Here is a 26,242-nt window from a genome sequence, read left to right on the forward strand (position 1 = left end):
TTAATGTTGTATGAAAGCGATATTCGGATGTCCATGTCAGCTGTTTCGACGATCATCCCAGTACGCTTCATCCCTTAAACAAGTATGACAATCAAATCCTATATAAATCAATAGATATAAGCAAAGAAGGGAGTTTTCAATGAATGGAGAAAGCAAAAATAAGCGGAATTCAACTCTTTGCTTTGATGTTTATCTTTGAGTTAGGAACAGCCTTGGTTGTCAGCTACGGAGGAGAGGCAGGAAAGGATGTCTGGCTTTCTATTCTCTTAGCAATGAGTGGAGGGATTATCTTATCGTTTATCTATTATTTTTTATTTCGTCAATATCCTAACTTGCTTCTTACTGGATATACACGTGAGATATTGGGTAAATACGTTGGATGGATTGTTGGTTTGTTATACTGTGTCTATTTCTTGTATATTTGCGGAAGAAACGTACGGGAATTCGGAGATTTATTAGTTTCATCTACCTTATCAGAAACCCCCTTATTGGCAATTAATCTTACCCTTGTGCTAGTGATGTGCTATGTCATTCATCTAGGAGTGGAAGTAGTAGGGAGGACAGCAGAAGTATTTATTGTTATTTTACTTTTGTTAGGGGGAGCGGGGAATTTTTTTGTTCTTGTATCAGGAGATGTTGATTTTCATCATATCCTTCCTTTTCTTGAACATGGATGGAAGCCTATCTTTACTACAGCCTTTCCTCATCTACTCATTTTCCCATTTGGTGAAATGATAGCCTTTACGATGATCGCACCATATTTAAATCAACCTCAATTAGTAAAGAGAGTATGGCTGGTAGCCTTAATTTCAAGCGGACTTATTTTAGGGTGGACCGTCTTGTTAAATATATCTGTTCTTGGTTTAGAAGTGATGAAAAAGTCTACATTTCCAACGTTAACAGCAGTTGGGAAGGTCAATCTGTTGGATTTTATTGAAAGACTTGACGCAATTGTGGTTTTTACATTATTGATTACTGTCTTTTTCAAAGCATCGGTCTATTTATATAGTGCAATTATTGGAATAGCTGATTTATTTAAATTAAAAAGGTATCATCCCATTCTTTTACCTATAGGGACTATTGTTATTTTCCTATCTCTTACAATGGCTTCTAGTTTTTCAGAGCAAGGGGAAGAAGGTTTTATTACAGAGATCGTTTCTTTCGTTATGTTTGTCGTTGTTCCTTTGTTTATGCTGCTAATCTCTAGTATCCGTTCGCATTTTAAAAGGAAATTGAACGAGCAATAAGCTATTATTAAACACGAATAAAAAGAGAATTTAGCATAATAACAAAAAGGGTAAATAGGGATTTTTACATTCGGATTAGAAACGTATTTAGTGGGATTTTTCTTTGTTTTATCTCGAATTACTAATCCTTATTTTTATCAAGATTGAATAAAACACGGTAAAGGAGATTTGATTTAATCAAACTTTCTTTACCGTGTTTTGTGAACTAGCCGTGTATATCGTATGTTTATTCTATTACTAAGGATCAGATTATTTTTGGCTAAAATGTTAATTCAATGATATTAAATTTTACAATAGCAATATATCCATAATAATTAACAATCCGTATCTAATTTATGCACTGAAACATTTTCCTGAATTTGTATGTATTACTCCATAAACTCATTTTTTGACACCTAAAGTATAGTGTTCATCTTTGCTTTGGTTATAAAAACAACTGAACTGATTTTTTCCTCGTTACTATGATTATCAATATCACCACATAACCTGGAAATGTATAATTGAATCATCTTTCTTATTAGAAGTAGTTTTTGCTATTATTTAAAGCTATAGCGATTTTTTTAATTCCTTCTTCAATTTTATATTCTTTTATGTTAGAAATATTCAACTTTAAAATTCTTTCATTCAAAACGCCATCTAAATAATTTCCATCAATAGGTTCTAATAAAACTTTATGTTGATTTAAATGAGAAATAAGTAAATTTAAATTGACTCTCTTTGGTAATACAATGTGACTATGCATACAAATTTCTGAGGGAGATTGATATACAGACAAATGTTTTTTTAAAGCATGCTGAAGTATGGTTGCGCGGGCTGCATAAGTACCGCTTACTCTAGCACGATAATGATTAAACATGCCACTCTTTATATAAAGTTCCAATGCTGCTTGTGAAATCATTGAGCTGTCAATATCCGTTGTTTTTTTATATCTCTGAAAGAGAGGAGTTAATAATGGTGGTAAGACCGCAAACCCTATACGTAATCCAGGGAACATAATTTTAGAAAAACTTTTTAAATAAATCACATGATTATGTGTATCATACGAAAATAGCGGATCTACTTTTGTATTTTGTTCAAAATCGGCTAAATAGTCATCTTCTACAATATAAACATCATATCTAGCGGCTAAAGATAGAATGGCTTCTTTTTCTTTTTTACGATAGGAAGTGCCTAAAGGGCTATGAAATCGTGGCATCGTATAAAAAAATTTAATATCATGAGAACGGAAGATTTGTTCTAATTCCTCTAAATCAATTCCATTTACGGTCCTTCTAATCCCAACTACTGGTAGCTTATAGGTTTTTATAAAGTCCATATAAAGATGATAACTTGGCTGTTCAACAAGTATCGTTTTACGATGATTAGGAAAAGGCATGAGACTAAGAATCGCTAAAGCTTGCTGAACGCCTGAAGTAACAAAAATATGATCTGAATGTGTAAATATTTGATACGTCTCTAATAGTTTTCTAGCTTCATCAATTAAGGAAGGCAAACCATTTGGGGTTCCATAATGAAATAATTCTTCTTGATACGTATCAATTGCTTTATTCATGCAATGTTGAAAGTCTTTATAAGGAAAGGCGTGCCATGTTGGAGATGACGTAGCAAAGTCTATAAAATCGGTAGTAGAAGGTTTATGTGGCATTTGATGATCTACTACATAGTAACCACTTTTAGGAATGGCGTAAATCAAGTGTTGATCTTCTAGTTTATTGAGAGCCGTTAATATCGTACTTTTACTACAAGTAAATTGCTGAGATAAATCACGAATAGATGGCAACTTTTCACCTGCCTGTAAATCAGCCAGTTGAATTCGATCTTTTATGTTATTGTATATCGATTCGTATTTAAACATATGAAGCCTCCTTTATTATCTGTATCGGTACAGATGCGTATTTATTATATCGCAAAAAGTTCTAAGATTGATTATGATGGATTTATCAATCGGATAAAAAATAGAAGGAGTAATTTGTATGACTGAAAAAAGTAAAGCTTATATTGCTGCGATAGCCTATGCATTTATTATTGGGCTATCCTTTATGTTTGTTAAAATGACTTTGGTGGTGGCTACACCATTAGACACACTTGCTCATCGCTTTACCATTGCCTTTGTTGGAGCGACAATTTTTGTACAATTCACTAAAAATAAATTAAAGATACATTGGAGAGATATTACTAGAATCCTACCTTTAGCCCTGTTATATCCAATGCTATTTTTCGCTTTTCAAATATTTGGTCTAGCTAGGACATCTTCTTCGGAAGCTGGAATTATACAAGCTACAATACCTATTTTTACATTACTATTTGCTATTGTAATTTTGAAGGAGAGAGCAAAACGTGTGCAGCTTGTTTTTATATGTTTATCAGTGATTGGCGTCATTTACTTACTTGTGATGAATGGGACAGGAGCTAAAACAGCAAATTTAGTCGGAAGTGCACTTATTATTATTTCCTCTATTGCTTCTGCCTTATATAATGTTTTTGCAAGAAAGCTTACACAACAATATTCCTTATTAACGATAACGTATGTTATGACATTATTTGGTTTTGTTGTGTTTAATAGTATGGCAATTGGAAGTCGTATGATAGAAGGAACAATGGGTGGATTTTTTCAACCATTTTTACATGTGGACTTTGTATTAGCTATTTTGTATTTAGGAATATTATCATCGCTTGTTACGTCATATCTTTCAAATTTTGCTTTGTCCAAAATCGAAGCAGCCAAAATGAGTGTTTTTAGTAATGTGGCTACGCTAATTACAATTGTAGCTGGCGTTTTATTTTTACAAGAAACGTTCCACTTCTATCACTTAATTGGTGGAATTATCATTATTATTGGTGTTGTGGGGACAAATTTTGTTGGTGTAAGGGGTAAAATCAATAAAAAGGCATAGCCTCTTACTCTTGTTTTGATGACGAATTATACGATATCCATAAATGAGCAAGAGCTCTTCTAAAACTAATAGATGCTTAGTTAAATATTGAGGCAGATATAAAAGTGAGCAATGTACAACAGAACTATTAACCATTTATAAAGAAATTTCTATTATAATTAATCAAATAAGAAATGAAAAAACTGCATAGAAAAGAAAGAGAAGGCACAGATTCCTTGTTTACCAAGAAGTTTGTGCCTATTTATTGTGGCGAAGATAAATTATCGAGACTAAAAAATGATATTTTATAAGGTAAAACAGAGCTTCTAATTCATAAAAGTTTTATGTAAGATCGGGGACCTTTTTATAAGGATATGTTAGAAATATACATTGTTATAAAGTGTAGATGATGGAGAAGCGGAATATTGTATCTCTACTTTAAGAAAAAACGCTGCAAACCATAAGAATAAGGGTTGCAGCGTTTTTTCTTATATACATATGTTGTACACGAATTTATTCCCTTACTCTCCTTTTTTATATCTTACAAAAATGTAAGAGACTTTGTAAGTTAAAACAATAGGTGTTTTTAATCCTGTTTTGTAAGATCAGTAAAGGAAATACTGATAAGGAGCGTTGTTGCATGGAAAGAAATACTATAAACCCAAGAATTGAGTCACTTGATTATATTCGAGGTTTTGCATTGCTGGGCATTATTTTAGTCAATATTCTTGCTCTTCTTGATATAAATATTCCAGCACCACATACACCTGATGTAGGCTATCAACGATTTTTATACTTATTTGTAGAAGGTCGCTTTTATTCCATGTTTTCATTTCTATTTGGAGTAGGGTTCTACATTTTTATTACTCGCGCAAAGGAAAAAGGGAAAAATGGCTATATTCTATTTTTGCGCAGAATTATTATATTATTGGCCTTTGGAGCCATACATTCTATATTCCAGCCAGGAGAAGCATTAAAGTATTATGCAATTTGCGGTTTTATTGTGATGCCTTTCTATAAAGTAAATAAGCATATTAATTTAGCTATAGGTATAACTTTGTTAATTTGGTTCGGAGTTATGGGAGAGAAATTACTATTAACTCTTCCATTTATTTTATTAGGTCTTTCTGCTGGACAGTACAGAGTATTTGAAAACTTATCCCAAAAAACAAAGAAAGTCTTTGTCTTTACAGTAGTTACATTCTTCCTAAGTTTGTTTGGGTTAGTGGTCCAATATAGTTTAATTCCCCAATATCCTTTTCAAAATATGATTTTATATTCTGAAGATGGGTCAATGGATCAAGCTAGTAAATTTTTAAAAATAGGTGTGACAGTCGGGCCCATCATTTCAGCTTTTTACGTGGGATTACTACTGCTCTTGTTGCAAACAAAAATGGTAAGAATATTGCTATCACCACTCAAATATTACGGCCGTATGGCGTTAACCAATTATCTTGGACAAACAGCATTTATTTTACTAGCAGGAAACTTATTATTCAAGTCCGCCTCAGCTATTACGTATATGCAATCACTATATATATGTTTAGCTATTTACGTAATTCAAATCGTTTTCAGTCTCATTTGGCTACGATTATTTAGAATGGGGCCTCTTGAGTGGATTTGGAGAATTGTGACATATTGGAAAATCGGACCTTTCCTCATTAAAAAATGAAGGATAGCTAAATAAAAAGGAAAATCGGAGGATAAAAAATGAAAGCATCAGTTGTAGACGTGAAAAATGCCAAAAAAGTATATGGTAAAAAAGGTGAAAATCAATTCCAAGCCTTAAAAGGCGTGTCATTCTCGATTCAAGAAGGTGAATTTGTTGGAATTATGGGTCCTTCTGGTTCTGGAAAAACTACATTGTTAAATGTAATCTCGACATTGGATCAAGTTACAGATGGCAGTATTCAAATCGAAGGAAAAGATATTACACAAATGAAGCAAGGGGAGCTATCTGATTTCCGCTCTCAAAGACTCGGATTTATTTTTCAAGACTTTAATCTATTAGATAATCTATCTATATATGAAAATATTGCATTGCCTCTTTCTTTACAAGGTGTTGCTTCTCGTCACATTGGCCCTAAAGTCGAAAAAGTTGCTGAAATGCTAGGGATTTCAGTAATTTTAAAAAAGTATCCTTCAGAGATTTCTGGTGGACAAAAACAGCGTGCTGCAGCTGCAAGGGCACTTGTTCATGAACCAGCTCTCATCCTAGGAGATGAGCCAACTGGAGCCCTTGACTCTAAAAATGCCACGAGTTTATTAGAAGCAATGGCAAATTTAAATGAAGATCAAGACGTTTCCATTTTGATGGTTACACATGATCCGTTTAGTGCAAGTTACTGTAAACGTATTTTGTTTATACAAGATGGTGAATTGTATAAAGAAATCCATCGGACTGCTTCACGTGAAGTATTCTATAAAGAAATTTTAGATGTGTTAGCTAATATAGGAACACACAAAGCATAAGAAAGAAGGTTCAAACATGTTATTTAAGCTTTCCATGTCCGGGACGAAAAGTAAACTAAAAGATTACATTGTGTTACTAGCTGGACTTGTAATGTCTATTTCGATATTTTATTTATTTCAAACATTAGCATTGAATAAAGCTTTTATTGAAGGGAATTCTATCATTCAGTCTATTGGATTCGTTTTTCATGCCGGCTCATTTTTATTAGCAGTTATTACGTTCTTCTATATTTTATACGCCAACTCATTCTTGCTGTCGTTACGGCAAAAGGAGTTTGGAATGTATATGATGTTAGGGGCCAAAAAATATAAAATTACAATACTTATGTTTATTGAAACCATCGTTTTAGGAGTTGTCTCTCTTCTCATTGGAATTGTCTTAGGCATTGGTCTTGCACAAGGAATTGGTCAACTACTCATGAAACAGCTGGAATTTACCGGAGGGGGATATCATGCATTTTATATCCCATCTATGACTATAACAAGTATCTTTTTCCTTATCATGTTTACCTTATCAGCTATGATGAATAGTATAAAACTTTCACGTGTAACTGTACTCCAACTTGTTCATTCAGAAATGCAAGTAGAACGTGTTTATATGAAAGGAAAGAAGAATGCTATTGGATCATTTCTAGCATTTATTTTATTAGCTATTGGTTACACTTCTATGATTAAGATGGATGTACTTAAAGAAATGGGAATCATCATTGCATTAATTGCTACTACTTCGGGAACGTATTTGCTTTTTATCTCCCTTCTTCCTTTCATTGTTAAAAAGCTGAAGAACAATAAAAAGCTAAGAGAAAAGGGGATAAATACTTTTACATTTGCTCAGCTGAATTTTCGTATTAATAGTTTAACAAAAGTATTAGCAACTGTAGCCATGTTAGTTGCTCTTGGAGCGGGAGCGATTTCGGCTGGGCTGGCATTTAAAAATAATGTTTTGCTTATGGCAAATGGTTCGGAAATATATGATGTTGTCACACATAACCCAACAGCACAAGAAAATAAAATTTTAAGTCAGATTACATTTAAACAAAAGAATCAATATCGTTATAAAACAGATGATAAGTATGTCTATTATCTAAAAGAAGATTTAGAAAACAATCGTCCTTTAGTGCATAGCAAGGAAGGTAGAGAAGGTTTTAATGAATTTAAGCCGGTTTCTGAAAACCTTCCAGCAAGGTCGGTGTTAGAAGATAGTATTGAAAAGAGTAACAGTTCTGTCCAAATTCCAACCAAATGGCAAGAAGCTCTCAATGGGATTGAACCTTATTATGTACATCCAGATCACAACATTAAAATCGTAGATGAGAACATTTATAGAAAGATTCAAGGAAAAGAAGGTAGTGTTTTCATCGGAAATACAGGAGATTTTGAATCTTATAAAGAACAATGGAAGAAACTTGATGATTTACAACTCCATAAATATCAAAATATAGATGCTGAGCAACTGAGAAGTAAATACTCAACTTATGAGATGTTTTATGGCGTTTCAAGTGGGACAGTGTTTATGGGTTTCTTTTTAGGAATTGCCTTCTTAGCCATGATGGCAAGCTGTTTAATGTTTAAGATTCTTTCAGGTGCATCAAAAGATATTATGCGTTATCAAATGCTTCGAAAAATCGGAGTGCGCCAGGAATTGTTAACGAAGTCCATATATAGGGAGATATTTTTAGTTTTCTTATTTCCAGCTCTTATTGGAATTGCACATGTATTGATTGGAATGAATATTTTCTCGTTTATTTTAATTAATCCTTACTTCCATGTTTGGCTTCCAATTGTTATTTTCCTAATTATATATGCTGTATATTACTTGATTACTGTTCAATTATATAAAGGGATTGTTCTTCCGAAGAGAATTGAAGAATGAAATGGGCTAATTAGCTTCATTAAATTAAAAGCAGGGATAAATTAATCTTATTTGTTATCCCTGCTTTTTTCTGTTTCCTTTTGTTCTTGTTTACGACAAGTTTTAGGTTTTCGAAAAAACAAACGTGAAAGTTGTTCCTACACCTATTTGACTTTGAACTTGAATAATTCCATTATGTCCTTCAACGATTGCCTTGCTTAACGAGAGACCAATGCCCACAGATCCAGATTTTTTATTTTTCTTTCCTTGATAAAACCTTTTGAAAATATTTCGTATTTCATCCCGTTCTATGCCGTTTCCTTGATCACGGATATGTATCTTACATAAAGTATCACTCTCTTCTAACATAATTGAAACATTTTTACCTGTTGGAGTATGCTCGATAGCATTTTTAATGACATTCACTAATGCTTCGGTCATCCAATCTGAGTCGTGTTTCAAATTATAATCTTGTGCTTCTAAAACTGTTACTTGAACTCCTTTTTGTATTGCAAGTTCTTTTAAAATGTTTACACTTCCTTCAATTGTGCGAACAAGGGAGTCATTCTTTTTCTGAAATTGAATAGCACCGACATCTAACTTGGCGAGCTTTAAAAGGCTCTGTATAAGCCAATTCATTCGTTCTAGCTGTTGCTTTCCTTGTTCTAAAAACATAGATTGCTGATCTTTTGACAGCTCTTTTTCGGTCATAATGTCGTTATACATTGTTAAAGCGGCCAAAGGGGTCTTCAATTGGTGAGAAATATCTGACATTAAATTTACAAGAAAACGTTTTTCCTTCTTCAACTCAGCAATGTTTTCTTGGATTACGACACGCATCCGATTAAAACTATGTAAAAGTTTTGAAATGTCGCCTTCTCGAATTTCAGGAAGTGATGAAATAGATTTTCCTTCTAATACTTGATCAGCATAGGTTGTTAGCCCGCGAATTTTAGTATATATTCTTTTTGAGAACCAGTAGTGTATCCCTATTAAACAACCAAAAAATAATAGGAAAATGAAAATAGCACAAATCATGAGCGTGTTAAAAAACTCATTTAATTTTGGGAAGAAAACTATGGGAAGATCGGATGAAATTCCGTGTTCGTGTAGAATATTCATTCCTATCCTTTTGTCATCCTCGCTCACATCTTTCGTAAGGAGGACCATTAAATCTTCTTGAAGCTCTGGATGTTGTTTCAATAGTGCACCTGTAATAGCAGCGTTTGACTCTACATATTCATTTTTAAACTGCTGGCCAAAAAAGTAGGTTCCATACCCAATAATGACAGTAAACAGAAGGGAAAAAATAAGGAAAAACCTCCGCATACTTTTGATCTCAGGATTTTGCCATAAATCAAAGAAACTTATTCTCTTATTACTCGTTTGTTCCATTTATACCCGAGCCCCCGATGTGTCAAAATATACTCTGGATAAGCAATCTCGTCCTCAATTTTCTCACGTAATCTTTTAATATAAACCGATAATGTATTATTTTCGAAAAATCCTCCTCCGCCTTCTAGAAGTAAATCAAAGATTTTTTCCCTACTTAATATTTTTTCTGGGTTGTTCATCAATATTAGCAATAACTTATACTCTTGAGCGGAAAGGGGAATTTCTTCGCGATCTTTTTTCAATAGCGCACGTTCTATATCAAGAGTAATTGAACCGCTTTTTAAAAGATGACCAGAATCAGTTTTTCCTTTTCTTCTTAGTACGGCTCGAATACGTGAAAGTAGTTCTCGTACTCTAAAAGGCTTTGTAATATAATCATCGCCTCCAATATCTAGACCAAGTACAACATTTACTTCATCATCCATCGCGGTAAGAAAGATGATAGGGATATCAGACTGCTCCCGAATATATTTACACATTTCATAACCATTTCCATCTGGAAGTGTAACATCAAGAAGAGCTAAATCGAATGACTCCTCTTTCTCAAAGACTTCCTTACACTCTTGAACCAACTCTACATGCGTAACATCATATCCTTCTTCATTTAATGAAAAATCCAGCCCCAATGCGAGTGAGGCATCATCTTCTAATAATAGTATTCGTGTCATATTTCTCTCTCCGTTTCTTATTCATTTCGCAATGTATCCTTCCATGGGATCTTTTTGAGTATTCGTGACGAAACTCTTGCTGAGATATAACAAATGATTAAAATCCCAAACGAAGAAGTAATATATAGTTTTAAATGTCCTGTCTCTTGTGGATTTCCACTACTTAAAAACAGTAAAATTTCTGCAACTTTTGCTACAGTACTCCCTATCATAACGCTTATAATCCCATAGAGTACTCCTTCTGTTGTAATCATCCTTCTCATGCTTTTTATAGACATTCCGATGGCTTGTAAAGTCGCATATTCACTTTTACGCAGAATGATATTCATAAAGGTAGTGTTAAAGACATTTAATACTGCTATAAAGCCAATTACAATGAGGAATCCATAGAGCAATATTTGTATCTGTAAATACAAAGATGATAAATTGCGCTGAATTTTCAATTCATTAATAATATCGATATTAGGATATTGAACTGCTAATTTATTTAATCTTTTTTCCACCTTTTTTTCATTGTTATTACTATTTAAGAAAAGTGAAATGCGATTTACCTTTTGATTATTTATAAAAGAAAGGACTTCAGGATAAGCCATAATTTTGTTCTCGAATTGATTGAGCTTAACTATTCCTGATATTTTTACCTTTTTCACATCACTTAAACGATCTGTGTCATTAGTTTGAAGTCGAACGTAAACTTCATCCCCAACTTGAACTGAATATTTACTATTATCTGCTTGAATGTAAATGACTCCTTGCTCTTGAATTAACTTTTTCTTATTTAATGAACCATCTATAAGCTTCTTCATCAAAAACGTGTTATTTTCATCAGTAAGAGGGGTAATTGTTAAATTTATAGAGGAGAACGACTTTCTATCTAAATCTCCAGCCTGATTTCCTTTTACTTTCGTTTTATCTGAAGCCAACGATGGGAGTAACATTTGAGCAGGGGAACTTTCATAATGAATGTACTTTTCTTGAATCTCTGAAATATTTTCTAAATCTCTCCACAGGGAAGTAGGTAACCGCTCTGGTTCATAAAAATTAAGTTGAAACTCTCCATCTGTTTTTTCCTTTAACTCCATATCGAGTAATTCAGTAGAAAAAATTGAAAAAGTAGTAAATAGAAAGACGCTGAAGGATAGAGAAAATATGATAATAAGAGATCTTAACTTGTTACGTCTAATATTTCTTACTGCCATAATAGTTTCAATACTTATCCACTTTTGCATAAATGTATTTATCTTTTTAATTTTAAAAGTATTACGATTAATGGGAGATTTTATAGTACCTAATGGAGATATTCTGCTTGCAATTTTTAATGGGATTAATCCTGAAATGATAAGGGATAATAATCCGATCAAACTACTTAAAATAAAAACAGTAGGAGACAAAATAATCTTAAAATAAAATAATGAAAGTTCATTTTCTTCAAAAATGAACTGATAAGCGCTTAAAATAGCCCAAAATCCTAAAACACCTAATAGGAGACCAATCGGTATGCCGATTACCCCAAAAAGAGCCATTTCGTATACAATCATTTTTTGAATTTGTCGTTTTGTAGCACCTACTGTTTTTAATAAACCTATATGACGAATTCGTTCTAAAACACTAATTTGAAAAGTATTGAAAATAAAAGCTATCGTTGCAATAACAACAATGACAGTTGGCAAAATATAAATTACAGATTTAAACGCATTACCATTTCCATCTCCAGTGTTATTCCAATATTCAAGATCAATTAATCGATAATTTAGTTCAATATTTTTTTTAGGAATATAAGTTAAAACATGGTTGTATACTTCATGAAAGTTTGCCTGTTGGTCTAATTTAACGTAAACTTCCATATCATTGGTCTTTTGGATTGCTTTATGAACATTAAATGCTTGAAAATCTTGATCTTCTCGAAGAATTTGATTATTTTCTACAATCTCTTGTATATAAAAAGAATGTTCTAATCCAGAAGCATCCATAAGGTTTATAGGTTTTTTTATATTTCCTTCCTTTTTATATTTGGCTGCTGCCCATTCTTCCATAATTAGGCCATTATTCTTTTGTTTATGAATAGTATGGAAAGGCAACATAGAATAGGCTTGCATGTCAATTGATTTAAGTTGAAATTTACTTTTATCGTTAAAAAATAGAGTTTGTTGAGAGGATAAACCAACTTTTTCAACTTGTGGGTTTGCCTGTAAACGTTTAGCCTCTTGAATATTAACATGCTCTATTTTTATATGATAAGAACCATACTCAGTTCTCGTTTTTTCAAGAGAATATTGCTGATAGCTAATTAAGAATGTTCCGATTGAAGTAATAAGTGCAATAGATAAGATAATTCCTAATAACGTAAGTAAGGTTCTTTTTTTATGATGCAATAAATACTTTTTTGTTAACATTTGATGAATTAGCATTTCTATTAAGCCCCTTAATGATAAGACATATCTTTTTGTATAGAACCATCTTCTATTTGTATAATTCGATTAGCTCTTTCAGCTATCTTCATATCGTGCGTAATGATAAGCAAAGTTTGTTTATATTTCTTTGCAGTTAATTGGAGAAGATTTATCACATCATTGCTTGTCTGACTATCTAAATTTCCAGTAGGTTCATCAGCCAATATATAAGAAGGTCTATGTATTAAAGCTCTAGCAATTGCCACTCTTTGTTGCTGTCCTCCAGAAAGATTTGGTGGTGATGCATAAATTTTATCTTTTATACCTAAATAATTGATAATCTCATCATAATAAGCATGATCCACTTTCTGATGATCAAGCAACACTGGTAACTGTATATTTTCTTCAACATTCAGAATAGGTACGAGGTTAAAGGATTGAAAGATAAAACCAATTTTTCGACGGCGTAGAATAGAAAGGGCTTCATCTGATAAAGAGTACATGAATTCACCTTCTATTTTAACTTTGCCTTCTGTAGGGGCATTAAGACCACCAATTGTATGAAGTAGGGTACTTTTCCCAGAACCTGATGAACCAACAATTGCAACAAACTCTCCTGACTGAACGTTTAAATTGATTGTATTTAAAGCCGTAACCGCATTTTTTCCTTTTCCATATACTTTGCTAACATTCTCTAATCGAATAACCTCCAACTTGTTCTCCGCCTTCCTACGTATTAATTTAGGTTTAGTATACTATACTTAAATGTTTTTCTATTCTAACTGCTGAAAGAGAAAACAGGCCTGCTCGTTTTATAGGGCAGACCTGAACATTTTTATTCTCCTACTTTAACTAGTTGAACTTCATCCACATCGAATTCGCTTAGTTTTTTATCAGGATTTTTATCATATTTTATAACAGCCATTTTCTTTTCCGTTCCCTTAATTGCAGCAAACTGAGAGTCATCTACAATTAAAAACTCATCAACGTAGCTTCTTCCGTCTCCTATAATTTTATTCCCTTCATATATTATTTTTGAGTTTTGGCCAGCAAGATTCATTTCTTTAACTTCTTGTTTTGCAAAAAGTGCACTGGTATCCTTTGTCACTTTCGGTAATGATGTAATAGCTTCAGTATCATTATCTTTTGTTACTTCTTTAAGTAGTTTTTTTTCGACGAGAGCTTTTGCAGTTGTTTTATCTAAAATCATCATATCTTGCTTTCCATCTTCAGCAACCTTAATTGTATATTCATCCTTTTCCTTAATATCTTTCTTATCTTGATTTAAAGCATCGCTAATTTGCTGTTGATTTCCATATACAATTACTCCGTTAGCCTTTTGAAACGCATCTTTGGCAGCACTACACCCAGTCATTAATGATCCTACAACAATGGCTGTAGCACAAACACTTAATAATCTTTTCATTTCTTAAATCTCCTTTTGGGTTTTTATATTGAAAGCATTCAATTTAAATGAAATGTTTCTTTTCATTTAAATGACTCAATCCATATACCGCTTTTGTTTCATCACTCAAAACTTCTATAATAACTAAATCATTTATTATCTTGCGGTTAATTCAATTGTAGAAGATAAACTAATTCCTACCTATCTATCTAGATGACAGCTGTCTTACAATTCTGTAAGACAGAATTAAAAAAGTGAACTTCTCCGTTTAGGAAAGTTCACTTTTTATTCTTTAAAATTAATTATTTATACGATAACAAGTTATTAAATATAAGAAGGGGAGTTAACCCTTAAATTCGATAATTAAAATTATATAAATTAGATTTCTACCTCTACAACTATCATAAACATCTCACACTTGTCCTTTTAACCAGCGGTTATCCGAAGAAGCAAGAAACGCGGCTACATCTGTAATGTCTTCAACTTGCCCTAATCGTTTGAAAACAGAAGATTCAGTAGTAAAGTGTCATAAGTGCTTTTTAAACCGAGTATGCCTAAATAAGAGACTAATCCTACACCAACTAATAATAAAAAACAATACGTATAATTCATTTATTAATGTTCATTTTTAGCATCCCATGTTCCGATTCTTCTCCTATCTGCACCTCCGTAAATTTGGTTATTTTCTTCATCAACAACAAGTGCTTGGACGCCTCCATAAAAAAATGGATTGTCTTTTATATACACATCATAGCCTCTTTGTGAAAGTTCCCCGATGCTATCATCTGACATTGTTTCTTCAACATATATTTTGTTTCCTTCTATAATAAATCTCGGTGCATCAATTGCTTCCTGTAGATCTTCCCCATAAACAATGTGACGAAGTAATACTTGAGATAAAATCATCGGAATTCGTTTTCCTCCTGGTGAACCAATGCCAATTATCTTCTCATCACTGGCTAAAATCATTGGAGCCGAATGACTTCTTGGACGTTTGCCTGGTTCTTTTTTGTTTAGGGAGTTTTCATTTGTTGAAAAATGGCTAAGCGAATTGTTTATAAACATTCCATTAATCATTGTACCTGAACCAAAAAAGTTTCCAAGTGAGTGTGTAGCTGAAATCATTGTGCCTTCTCGGTCAGTAATGACGAAGTGAGTTGTATTATCATAGCCTTCTTTATCTGCTGTTGAATCTTCCAATAAAACATCACTTGGCAAATCAGAAAGATCAAGCTCTTCTTCTAAGGATTCAATGTATGAATCCCTCACAAGTTTGTCCATATCTTCTGAAAAATAACGTGGATCTGCAACCGTATCTAATCGTTTCTCATAGGCTACTTTGATAAATTCTCCTAAAGCATGAGGGAAATCAGCCTGATCTGGTTCGATATTGTTGAAATCAAACGCCTCAGCTAATTTTAAAATTTGCTCAAGAGTTGTTCCTCCTAAAGGTGGCGGTGAACTCAAAACCCGGTACCCAAACACCGTTGATTCTACAGGAGGTTCTTTTTCCACCTCATATTTGCGAAAATCCCTTTTTTTCACGCCTAGCGCTTGAGCTAACTCGGTTGCCATCTCACCTTCGTAAAAATCTTTTGCTCCGTTTTCTTTTACTTTTTCTAACGTTTCAGCAAGCTCTGGCTGCTTGATCGTTTCACCAACTTTTATAACAGCATCTCCATTGAAAAATGGGGATGCTGATGATTTTGAAATACGATAAGATGCAGCTTGGAGACGGTCAACCAAGTATTGATCAGCTTCAAAACCTTCTTTTGCTAACTTAATGGCTGGTTCCATTAGCTCGTCCATCTCAAGTGAGCCATAGTCTTCATGAAGCTTTTCAATACCCTTCACAAAACCAGGAATACCTGCTTGAATTTCTGGAGTTTCTCCGGAATATGGAGCAATTTCTTTATAATCATAAGACATTGCTTTTTCATCTTGTAAAACAATAGCTGCACCTCCACCACCAAGCCCTGAACCAAAAGGCTCGACAACAGCGAGTACATAGGAAACAGCTACAGCTGCATCTGCAGCGTTTCCTCCTTTCTTTAACACATCCATACCTGCTTCAACAGCGAGTGGGTGATTAGCACTTACCGCAAAAGCTTGATCATCTTTGTTCTCAACTGGCTTTGGGTTATTCATCAATGGTTCGTATGAAGGCACACCAAACTGAATGAGACCTGCACGCTCATACCCCCATACAATGAGAATACAGGTAAATAAAATAAGTATGATCCATTTCCAATATTTTCTCATAGCTTGTTCTCCTGAATTATGTATTTGTTTTCTATTATACATTTCATCTTATAGCTTTATAATTATTTTGTATTCTCTTATTTTTATTACACTATAATGTATCCTTAGGGTATGAATACTAGAAGAGTAGATAAGGAGAGAAAACGATGGCGTATAAAATCAGGTTAAAAGGCCATCTGACAAGCTCTACTTGTACCTTGCTTTTGATAGAGAGAAAAAGGAGAAGAGAAGAAAGGACGATTCGAAAAGATATATTTCATAAATTGAATCCGGATAAAAGTACGATAAAGTTGTTTATGATAGGGGGATGGGGGGGCTATTTTGAAAAAAGCATAAAAACAAAATAAAAACCTTTCTTTTTAGTGCTCTGTTTTTTATTATTATTATTAATCCTTTATAAAGCCAAAGGAGTCCTTTTTCTAGACTATGCTTGATAGGGAAAATATATTTTACTGAAATACGTTAGATATGTCCTATATTCATCAGGTTTATAATCTTGAAAAGACTAATAAATAATAAAAAGAACTCAACTAATATAAGGGTTTTCTTTTATATTTTTTAAAGCAGTGGGATTTTCATCGAGTGAACGTTAAAATTAAAGGAGTTGAAAGAATTTGCGAAGGAGGCACTTTTTAAACCTTTCATGATAAAATTATTAAACAGTCTCCCCTTATTTCCCGAGCAAGTTTCAAGGAAAGAGTGGAGTATCCAGTCATCATAGTAGCATGATATTTTTTGTTTAGCGGTGTTCATTATACACTTTAAGTACAAGTGACAATAGATCTCTTTTTTCGGAGGTATGAAGTAATAAATCCTACATTTTTTTCTTGGTTCTATTGTAAGTAACGACAATAAGAATAGTAATACTGTATAATTTTTGCTTAAGTTAATCTTATAAGATCAGTACTTAGCCTCAATCTATTAGGCAGAAAATAAATGGTGAGTTTTGAAAGGGGATACATAGTCTTGAACACAAAATATCTAGATTTACTTGCACAAAAGTATGATTGTGAAGAAAAAGTAGTAACTGAAATTATTAACCTTGAAGCTATTCTTAATCTTCCAAAGGGGACAGAACATTTTGTCAGTGATTTACATGGAGAGTATCAAGCTTTTCAACATGTGTTAAGAAATGGTTCGGGGAATGTAAAAGAGAAAATCAAAGACCTCTTTAAAAATGTTTTATCTGAAAAAGAAATCGATGAATTTGCTACATTAGTTTATTATCCTGAAGAAAAATTACCGTTAATGAAGGCTAACTTTAGAAATAAAGAAGAATTATATCAATGGTATACGGAAATCATTGACCGTATGATTAATCTAGTTTCGTATGCTTCTTCTAAATATACGCGCTCTAAACTACGTAAAGCATTGCCAGATCAGTTTGTTTACATTATAGAAGAGCTGCTGTATAAGAAAAATGAGTTGGCAAATAAAGAAGAATATTATACAAAAATTATCCAGCAAATTATTTCTTTAAAACAAGCTGACAAGCTTATTATAGGTCTTGCTTATACAACACAGAGATTGGTTGTGGATCATCTGCATGTAGTAGGGGATATTTATGATCGGGGACCTGAACCGGATAAAATTATGGAAACGTTAATCAATTACCATTCCGTTGATATCCAGTGGGGGAATCATGATGTACTATGGCTAGGGGCTTTTGCAGGTTCAAAAGTTTGTCTTGCTAATATTATTCGTATTTGTGCTAGATACGATAATTTAGATATTATTGAAAATGTATATGGAATCAATCTTAGACCCCTATTAAATCTTGCGGATAAATACTATGATGACAATCCAGCCTTTAGGCCAAAAGTACAGTCAGAGAAAAAACTATCCCATCAGGAGCTATCACAAATTACGAAAATTCATCAAGCTATTGCGATGATTCAGTTTAAACTAGAAGCTCCTATTATTAAAAGACGCCCTTATTTTAATATGTCAGAAAGGCTTTTGCTTGAGAAAATCGACTATGACAAAAATGAAATAACGATATATGGGGAAACGTATTCACTAGAAAATGGCTGTTTTGTAACGGTTAATCCGCTACAGCCGGATCAATTATTAGAGGAAGAAGAGCAAGTGATAGAAGGGTTATTATTTTCTGTTCAGCATTCAGAAAAGTTGGCCAGACATATGAATTTTCTGATGAAGAAGGGCAGCCTTTATTTGAAATATAACGGAAATTTACTAATACACGGCTGCATTCCTTTAGATGAAGAAGGAAATATGGAAAAAATGGCGATTGAGAATAAAACGTATTCAGGACGTAATTTACTTGATGTGTTTGAACGCTATTTACGACATGCTTTTGCACATCCTCAAGAGACAGATGACCTTGCAACAGATATGATATGGTATTTATGGACAGGAGAATATTCATCACTCTTTGGAAAGAGAGCGATGACAACTTTCGAGAGATACTTTATTAAAGATAAGAAAACGCACAAAGAGAAGAAAAATCCATATTACTATTTGCGTGAAAATGAAGAAGTCTGCCGGAAAATCCTAGCTGAATTTAACCTTAATCCGGATCATGGTCATATTATAAATGGTCATACACCTGTTAAAGAAATTGAAGGAGAAAACCCAGTTAAAGCGAACGGAAAGATGATTGTTATAGATGGTGGTTTTTCAAAAGCATATCAATCTACAACAGGTATAGCTGGATACACTTTATTATATAACTCCTATGGGATGCAGCTTGTTGCTCATAAACATTTTAATTCAAAAAAAGATATCCTTTTAAACGGAATGGATGTTTTGTCAGTAAAAAGATTGGTGGACAAAGAGCTAGAGCGAAAAAAAGTTATAGAAACCAACGTCGGAAGAGAATTATTACAGGAAATTTCTATTTTGAAAGATCTCAGGGAATATCGATATAGTTAAAAGCTAAAAAATATTATAACAACATATTAAATTATAGAAGCTTTGCGGGCAGTTAGGATGTTCATTTTAGTTTTGATGATAGCTTAATTGTCCGTAAAAGTAGATTTGAGGAAATAGAAAGAGCGCAAACTCATTGCTACTCAATGGGTTTGTGCTTTTTTACTTTTTCAAAGGTATGGTATGTAAATAAAGTATATTTTCTACCTACAACTAACAGTTTACGGAATGACTCTGAAAAGTATGGAAAGTAGCCATTTGTTCATCAATCCGCCCTACACACAATGTTTTTTAGCAGAAGAAAGTAGTCTTTAAGAATCACTTTTAATCATGTTGAATTTTCATTTTTTACATTTAAGACCAAATAATTACAAAAAATGTTTGACATTAAATCAGCCAATATATAGAATTATATTGAATTAAAGATATTTTATTTTAGAATAAATGATACCAGGGGGAAAAATCTGATGACAAAAGATTTTTATTCAGTCTTAAAAGAAAGACGCTCGTATTATGAAATTAATAAAGATGTTCAAGTATCCGATGAGAGAATTAAAGAAATAGTAGAATTTGCTGTAAAATATACTCCGTCTGCTTTTAACTCTCAAACAGCACGTCTTGTTGTATTAACAGGAGAAGCTCATGATAAACTATGGAATATTACAACCGAGACTTTAAGAAAAGTTATGGGAGATAGAGATTTTACTAGAACCCAACAGAAAATGGACTCATTTAAAGCAGGATATGGAACAGTATTATTCTTCGAAGATGAAAAGGTGATTGAAGGTCTTCAGGAACAGTTCGCTTCGTATGCTGACAACTTTCCTCTTTGGTCACATCAAGCATCAGGTATGCACCAATTAGTAGTATGGTCTGCATTAGAAGCAGAAGGACTAGGAGCGTCTTTGCAACACTATAACCCCCTTATTGATGATGAAGTGAAAAAAGAATGGAATATCCCTTCTAATTGGAGATTAATTGCTCAAATGCCTTTTGGAAATCCAACTACAGAACCAGGTGAGAAAGAATTTAATTCTCTTGAAGATCGTGTAAAGCTTTATAAATAATAAAGGGATAGCTAAATATTTAATCTCTCTTGTTAAAAAACATGGATTACCATTCATTTAGTTTAGCTATAAAGTGATCGAAATAAATGGTAGGTGAACCGTTCAATTAATGGACGGTTCATTTATGTTCGAACCATTTTTAGCATCTAAAAAGATAGGTGATAATCCCCTATAACTAAATGAATTTTCCTTTTTTATCTGATCACATTCTGCTTTAGAGCACTAATACATGGATGTCTAAGTTTGAAAGATTACTTGCAAGTATTTTAAAGTTTTTACATCAGATCAGAACTAGTAGTGGGATGTGCTTAAAAAGCATTATTTTTAACCGTAAGTAAAATTTCGAATATTATGATATATTATAAAGGTATAAAATTTATAAATTAAAATTGAATATTGACTAGTAAATGAATCATAGAGTATCAATTACATATTTATTTTTATAGGGAAAGGATTAATTAAGGATGAACAGAATGACGACAGAGGATGTGGCAAGAATAGCAGGCGTTTCGCAATCGACAGTTTCTAGAGTTTTGAATAACTATCCATATATTAAAAAAAATACACGTGATAAGGTTCTTGCTGTAATTGAAGAGTTAGGGTTTACAAGAGATGAAGTTGCCAGAAGTCTCGTTGAAAAAAGAACCATGTCGATAGGTTTAATATTAGGAAGCATTTCAAACCCATTCTTTGCTGAAACAGCCGAAGTTATTATACAAAGAGCCCAAGAATTAAAATATGATGTAATCGTATACAATACAGGACATAAAGATAAAAACTTGGAACAGGCCATCAATTTATTGATAGGTAAACGCGTTGAGGGAATAATCATTACAAGTGTTAGTAAAAACTATACTGAAAAAATACAAAAACTACATGAAAATGGATTTCCGATACTATTATATAATAGTTTCCTAGATATCAAAAACGTTAATTTTATCGTGATGGATAATAGAAAAGGTGCAAAACTAGCCGTACAGCATTTAATAGAGTTAGGACATAAAAAAATAGCGAAAATATCTGGGCCTTCAAAATACTTAGCCACTTATGAGCGAACTGTAGGTTATAAAGAAGAACTAAGAGCAAACGGGTATAAGATTGACGAGAATTTAATATTTAATAGTGAATACTCCTATGACAAGATTTATACATTTACAAAAAAATTGCTGAAAAAAAAGGACAGACCTACGGCAATTATAGCTGCATCTGATCAAATGGCTCTTGCAGTCTTAGACGCGGCTTCAAGTCTAAACTTAAAAATTCCTGATGATTTATCTGTTGTTGGATTTGATAATATTAGACTAGCTGCTAATGAATTTATTGGATTAACTACTATATCTCAACAAATGGACAAAATGTCTTTAACGGCCTTAGAAAAATTAATTTATCTTATTGAAAATAAGGAAACCGCTTCTTCATCAATTCAAGTTTTTCTTAAGCCGGAAATAATTGTTCGCAAAACAACAGGACCAGCTCCAATAAATGATTAAGGTAACAAAGACCGATTTTGTCTGGGATCTTAATTGTTTTTATTTTATACTCCAAAAACGAAATCGGTTGTTTTTTCATAAAAATATATTTTTACTCTTTACAATAATCAGAAAATTGTTTATATTCGTTTATAAGTAAAAGTAATTTTGAATACGTATTCAAAATTACTTTTACTACTACAAAATGTATAAATCATATAAAATACAAAATCACTACCTCGTGGTAAAGAAAGGTGATATGTTGGAGCTCAATCGATTATTTAATTTAAGCGGTAAAGTGATCATAATTATGGATGGAAGTCAAGGTATTGGTAAAGTCAAACTGTAGGGCAATTTATGATTAATCAAAAAAAGGTAAGATCATAAACGTTTCTTCGCAAATGGCATTTGTCGGTTATTACAAACGGTCTGCATATTCATCTAGTAAAGGAGGACTTACACGATTAACAAAAGCGCTCACAATCGAGTGGGCATCTCATCAAATCAGTGTTAATGCAATTACACCAACTTTTATCGAGACACCGATGACTAAGTCAATGTTTGAAGATGATTGGACTGTATGGTAGTTTTTTGAATACGTATTCAAAAGAGATAGAAAGAATGTGAGTTAATCAAAATATAAATTCTATTTACTTTTTGAGATGAATTTAAAAATAAAATATCAACAAATATTGGAAGGGGAAATTAAAATGTCAGTACAAGAACCTAAAGTAAAAAAAGTTGTAACAAATGAAGAAATGGAAAATAACTGGATTGTTCGTTTTGACGAAATGAAACCAAAAGGTATACCGTTAACATTTATTGATAGTATTATTCCAGGGCATCAACGTATTAACTATACATTAATCGGAGACACAGCAAGCGAGAATGATAATTTCACACCTGAAATTACTGAGCCTCATGGTTTTCAAATTGGGATGGTAAAAGCACCAAAAGGAAACGGTCCTGCTTATCATACTCATGACTATATTGAAGCCTTTCTTCCTCTCACCGGAAAATGGCGTTTTTATTGGGGAAACGGTCCAGATGAAATTGAAGGTGAAACCATAATTGAACAATGGGATTTAATTTCATTACCTCCAGGATTATGGAGAGGATTTGAAAATGTTAGTGAGGAAGACGCTTGGATTTTTGCAGTTCTTGAACAACATAAAGTCTTTGATGGAAAAGATCCATATTGGTCTCCAAAAGTGATAAAAGAAGCTGCAAAATATGGTTTTAAAGCAGATGAACTTGGAAAGATGATTAAGCCAGATAACTTTGAAGATCTTGAGAAGGAAATAGCTGATAAACTAAAAATGGGTGAAAAATAGTTGGCTAAAACACCTCTTATTTTGATTCCTGGTACCCTTTGTGATAATCGACTTTGGGGGCACCAACGCAGGTACTTGTCCGATATAGCTGAAGTTAACATCTGCGAGGTGACAAAAGGTGACTCTATATCAAGTTTAGCACACTCAATACTTGAAAAGGCACCAGAAAAATTTGCTCTTGCCGGTTTATCACTAGGTGGTATTATTTCTCTTGAAATCATGCGCCTTGCACCAGAACGGGTCATAAAGCTAGCATTGCTTGATACAAATCCAAACCCTCCACATCCTGATCAAATTGCAACTTGGGAGAGGTTCATCAATATGGCAAATAACGGCCAATTTTTAGATATTACCATAACCCATCTTTTACCGATATTAATTCATCCAGATCGAAAAAAGGATGAAACATTAGTATCAACGATTATCGATATGGCTAGACAAATCGGTAAAGATGGTTATATCAATCAGTTAAAGGCAGTGATGACCCGTTCGGATCAACGCTCCATTCTTTCTACTATTGCATGTCCAACTATTGTGTTAGTAGGAAAGGAAGATATGGTATGCCCTGTTCATATGTCTAAATTTTTAACAGAAAGCATCCCAACAGCGAGGCTTGAAATTGTAGATTATTCGGGTCATTTAATTACGTTAGAACAGCCTGAAAAAGTAAGCGCTTTATTAAGGGGATGGTTGAATTCTTAATGTAGATAAACAATGAAAGCGAGAATATAGTCTTTATGGTAGAAAGAGAGTGAAGCCGATGAAGAATGCTGTAAAAGAAAAAATAAAACATGGGGAACAAGTTCTCGGTGTATTTTTAGGAATAAATTCAGCACCTTTAGTCGAAATGCTCGGTTATGCAGGCTTTGATTTTGTTGTAATTGATGACGAGCATGGTGCTTTTAGTCCTTCAGAACTTGAAAATATTATTCGAACGGCAGATTCAGTTGGTCTTGTCCCAATTGTTCGAGTTTCATATGATCGTTCTAGTATTCAAAAGGCTTTAGATCGTGGAGCAAAAGGTGTACAGGTGCCAATGGTCAATACAAAAGAAGACGCCCTAGAAGTAGTTAGACGTGCAAAATTCCCACCATATGGTGATAGAGGGGTCTCGTATTCGATTAGACCGGCTCGTTATGGAAAAGATAGCGGAAAGCCCTATTTAGATCAATGTAATGAAAATATTATGATAATTGTTCATATTGAAACACCTGAAGCAGCTAACAATTTTGAAGATATTGCCACTGTTCCCGGGATTGATTTAGCATTTGTTGGTTCAACAGATTTATCCGTTAGCATGGGATATTCATTAGAGGGGGCAAGTCATCCTGAAGTGCAAAAGGTTATAGACGAACTTTTTATTAAAGGGAAAGAGCGAACTGTCCCCATTGGTACAGTTGCTGGTAATATTGCTGCTGCTAATGGTGCTTTTAACAAAGGAGCCCAATACGTAGGTATCGTGTTAAATAGTTTAATTACATCCACATTAACTGACGTTGTCTCAGCAAGTAAAACCATTCAATCTTCTAAATGATTTCACAAGAAGTTCAGTATTATGAGAGAAGATAAAAAGGTGATGGATGGAAAATATAACTTTTAAGTAAACAACAGCTAAATGGATAGACATCTATAAAAATAATTACTCTAAACGAAAAAGGATGGTTATTATGGTAGAAAAAAAGACAGATTCAGTCGAAGTTATTTCAAGAGAAAAAAAGATAGATTCTAAAATAACGACTCAGCCAATCAAAAAATCAGCAAACTTCATTTACTATGCTGACGCGGATGATGTAAATATGCTTGATACAAAAGATGATTATGATTATATGAATATAGAAGAAACGAAGCAAAAGAAACAGAGAATGAATGGGTTTGATCCTATTTACAATAATATCGTTGATTATATTGTGAAAATCACACGTCAAATTTGGAAGGAGAAAGACATAGGTCTTATTTATGATACGTATAGTACCAGTATTTCTGTTCATAAAGGTTTGATTAATAGTCATGGGATTAATGAAGTCATCTCAGGTACGTTACAAACGCTGCATGCTTTTCCTGACAGAAAGGGGCTGGGCTGGAGTGTAATCTGGTCCGGGGACGATGAAACAGGCTTTTTTACATCCCATCGGGGGCGTTCTGTTGCAACTCATCTAGGAGATAGCAGTTTGTATGGTCCGGCTACTGGAAAGAAAGTGGTCTTCAGGACAAGCGCTGATTGTATGATTTTAAATAATAAAATTTATGAGGAATGGCTAGTAATGGATACTTATCATCTTGTGCAGCAATTGGGATTGGATCCGGTTGTTATAGCGAAGAAGATTGCAAAAAGTACTCAAAAGCTCGCTCCCTCCATCCGATTCGGTTTAAATGAGACAGCAGAAACCGGGCTTCCTCCTAAACTCTTCACTCCATCTTCTGATGAGTTTGAAATTGGAGAATTTATGCAGCTGGTCTTCAATCGAGTTTGGGCGCGTCGCTCTTTCAATTTCGTTAAAGAGTATTATGAGGAAAATGCAGTTGTTCATTATGTGTGCAATAAGGATGTTATTGGAGTAAGCGAAATTCAAGGAATGTTCATTAGCCTTTTCTCATCTGTTCCGAATGCCAAGGTTATTCTTGAACGGGTAACTTGTAATAGGCGTGGATCTGACAGTGACTGGGATGTGGCTGTCCGTTGGAGAATTCAAGGGATGCACGAAGGATCCGGATACTTTGGTAATCCTAGCGGTAAAGCCATTGATATTGCGGGAATTAGTCACTATAAAATTGTTAATGAGAAAATTTCAGAAGAATGGCTATTATTTGATGGAATGGAAGTATTACGCCAAATACACTTACCTGATGAAAACGAATTAGAACAAGATGATGAATCTTTAATTGATGATGGAAATTTTACCGGTGTTTCATAAACAA

General features: G+C 33.3%; 20 protein-coding genes. 13 read left to right on the forward strand and 7 right to left on the reverse strand.

Annotated features, from left to right (window positions below; all coding sequences use genetic code 11):
• Positions 1-143: 143 nt before the first annotated feature.
• Positions 144-1,247 (forward strand): GerAB/ArcD/ProY family transporter, encoded by a 1,104-nt coding sequence (locus tag ACK3CR_RS14505; RefSeq protein ID WP_488975634.1) that lies wholly within the window; start codon positions 144-146, stop codon positions 1,245-1,247.
• A gap of 517 nt (positions 1,248-1,764) precedes the next feature.
• Here the strand turns inward: ACK3CR_RS14505 and ACK3CR_RS14510 are convergent.
• Positions 1,765-3,102 carry an aminotransferase-like domain-containing protein gene (locus ACK3CR_RS14510; RefSeq protein ID WP_410915039.1) on the reverse strand — a complete coding sequence of 446 codons (1,338 nt, stop codon included), beginning with the start codon at positions 3,100-3,102 and terminating at the stop codon, positions 1,765-1,767.
• A gap of 118 nt (positions 3,103-3,220) precedes the next feature.
• Between ACK3CR_RS14510 and ACK3CR_RS14515 the strand changes: the two genes are divergently transcribed.
• The 4 genes from ACK3CR_RS14515 to ACK3CR_RS14530 all read left to right on the forward strand — a co-directional run bounded on the left by ACK3CR_RS14515 (position 3,221) and on the right by ACK3CR_RS14530 (position 8,465).
• A complete protein-coding gene (locus ACK3CR_RS14515) occupies positions 3,221-4,141 on the forward strand; it encodes a DMT family transporter (protein WP_430239162.1) in 921 nt (306 codons plus the stop codon).
• Positions 4,142-4,760: 619 nt separating this feature from the next.
• Positions 4,761-5,792 carry a DUF418 domain-containing protein gene (locus ACK3CR_RS14520; RefSeq protein ID WP_328122853.1) on the forward strand — a complete coding sequence of 344 codons (1,032 nt, stop codon included), beginning with the start codon at positions 4,761-4,763 and terminating at the stop codon, positions 5,790-5,792.
• Positions 5,793-5,830: 38 nt separating this feature from the next.
• The gene (locus tag ACK3CR_RS14525) at positions 5,831-6,592 is read left to right on the forward strand and encodes an ABC transporter ATP-binding protein (protein WP_328122854.1); all 762 of its coding nucleotides are present in this window, start codon (positions 5,831-5,833) and stop codon (positions 6,590-6,592) included.
• 16 nt (positions 6,593-6,608) lie between these two features.
• Complete coding sequence (locus tag ACK3CR_RS14530; protein WP_488975637.1) at positions 6,609-8,465, forward strand: FtsX-like permease family protein; 1,857 nt, start codon at positions 6,609-6,611, stop codon at positions 8,463-8,465.
• Between the two features lie 102 nt (positions 8,466-8,567).
• On the opposite strand, the gene ACK3CR_RS14535 is transcribed toward ACK3CR_RS14530, so the two are convergent.
• The 6 genes from ACK3CR_RS14535 to ACK3CR_RS14560 all read right to left on the reverse strand — a co-directional run bounded on the left by ACK3CR_RS14535 (position 8,568) and on the right by ACK3CR_RS14560 (position 16,564).
• The gene (locus ACK3CR_RS14535) at positions 8,568-9,839 is read right to left on the reverse strand and encodes a sensor histidine kinase (RefSeq protein WP_410915091.1); all 1,272 of its coding nucleotides are present in this window, start codon (positions 9,837-9,839) and stop codon (positions 8,568-8,570) included.
• Positions 9,812-10,507: a response regulator transcription factor gene (locus tag ACK3CR_RS14540; protein WP_410915090.1), complete on the reverse strand. Its 696-nt coding sequence runs from the start codon at positions 10,505-10,507 to the stop codon at positions 9,812-9,814. The genes ACK3CR_RS14535 and ACK3CR_RS14540 overlap by 28 nt, the downstream gene beginning before the upstream one ends.
• Before the next feature lie 17 nt (positions 10,508-10,524).
• Entirely contained in the window at positions 10,525-12,915 is a 2,391-nt protein-coding gene (locus ACK3CR_RS14545) for an ABC transporter permease (protein WP_488975640.1), read from the reverse strand.
• Between the two features lie 14 nt (positions 12,916-12,929).
• Entirely contained in the window at positions 12,930-13,610 is a 681-nt protein-coding gene (locus ACK3CR_RS14550; protein ID WP_328122866.1) for an ABC transporter ATP-binding protein, read from the reverse strand.
• 122 nt (positions 13,611-13,732) lie between these two features.
• Positions 13,733-14,323 (reverse strand): lipoprotein BA_5634 family protein, encoded by a 591-nt coding sequence (locus tag ACK3CR_RS14555; protein ID WP_328122867.1) that lies wholly within the window; start codon positions 14,321-14,323, stop codon positions 13,733-13,735.
• A gap of 594 nt (positions 14,324-14,917) precedes the next feature.
• Positions 14,918-16,564, reverse strand: a complete 1,647-nt coding sequence (locus tag ACK3CR_RS14560; RefSeq protein WP_430239154.1) for a gamma-glutamyltransferase family protein — start codon at positions 16,562-16,564, stop codon at positions 14,918-14,920.
• 966 nt (positions 16,565-17,530) lie between these two features.
• Here ACK3CR_RS14560 and fbp point away from each other — a divergent pair.
• From fbp to ACK3CR_RS14600, 8 genes are all read left to right on the forward strand, one after another.
• On the forward strand, positions 17,531-19,459 hold the full coding sequence (fbp, locus tag ACK3CR_RS14565) for a fructose-1,6-bisphosphatase (protein ID WP_488975641.1): 1,929 nt from the start codon (positions 17,531-17,533) through the stop codon (positions 19,457-19,459).
• A 464-nt stretch (positions 19,460-19,923) separates the two neighbouring features.
• A complete protein-coding gene (locus ACK3CR_RS14570; protein ID WP_488975642.1) occupies positions 19,924-20,523 on the forward strand; it encodes a nitroreductase family protein in 600 nt (199 codons plus the stop codon).
• Between the two features lie 473 nt (positions 20,524-20,996).
• The gene (locus tag ACK3CR_RS14575) at positions 20,997-22,013 is read left to right on the forward strand and encodes a LacI family DNA-binding transcriptional regulator (protein WP_488975643.1); all 1,017 of its coding nucleotides are present in this window, start codon (positions 20,997-20,999) and stop codon (positions 22,011-22,013) included.
• 380 nt (positions 22,014-22,393) lie between these two features.
• On the forward strand, positions 22,394-22,579 hold the full coding sequence (locus tag ACK3CR_RS14580) for an SDR family NAD(P)-dependent oxidoreductase (protein ID WP_328122874.1): 186 nt from the start codon (positions 22,394-22,396) through the stop codon (positions 22,577-22,579).
• A 123-nt stretch (positions 22,580-22,702) separates the two neighbouring features.
• A complete protein-coding gene (locus ACK3CR_RS14585) occupies positions 22,703-23,326 on the forward strand; it encodes a cupin domain-containing protein (protein WP_124052087.1) in 624 nt (207 codons plus the stop codon).
• Positions 23,327-24,028 carry an alpha/beta fold hydrolase gene (locus ACK3CR_RS14590; protein WP_488975644.1) on the forward strand — a complete coding sequence of 234 codons (702 nt, stop codon included), beginning with the start codon at positions 23,327-23,329 and terminating at the stop codon, positions 24,026-24,028.
• Between the two features lie 58 nt (positions 24,029-24,086).
• Positions 24,087-24,860, forward strand: a complete 774-nt coding sequence (locus tag ACK3CR_RS14595; RefSeq protein ID WP_328122882.1) for an HpcH/HpaI aldolase family protein — start codon at positions 24,087-24,089, stop codon at positions 24,858-24,860.
• 133 nt (positions 24,861-24,993) lie between these two features.
• Positions 24,994-26,238 (forward strand): ester cyclase, encoded by a 1,245-nt coding sequence (locus ACK3CR_RS14600; RefSeq protein ID WP_488975645.1) that lies wholly within the window; start codon positions 24,994-24,996, stop codon positions 26,236-26,238.
• Positions 26,239-26,242: the final 4 nt, after the last annotated feature.

The sequence above is a fragment of the Priestia sp. TRM10 genome, from assembly GCF_057808375.1.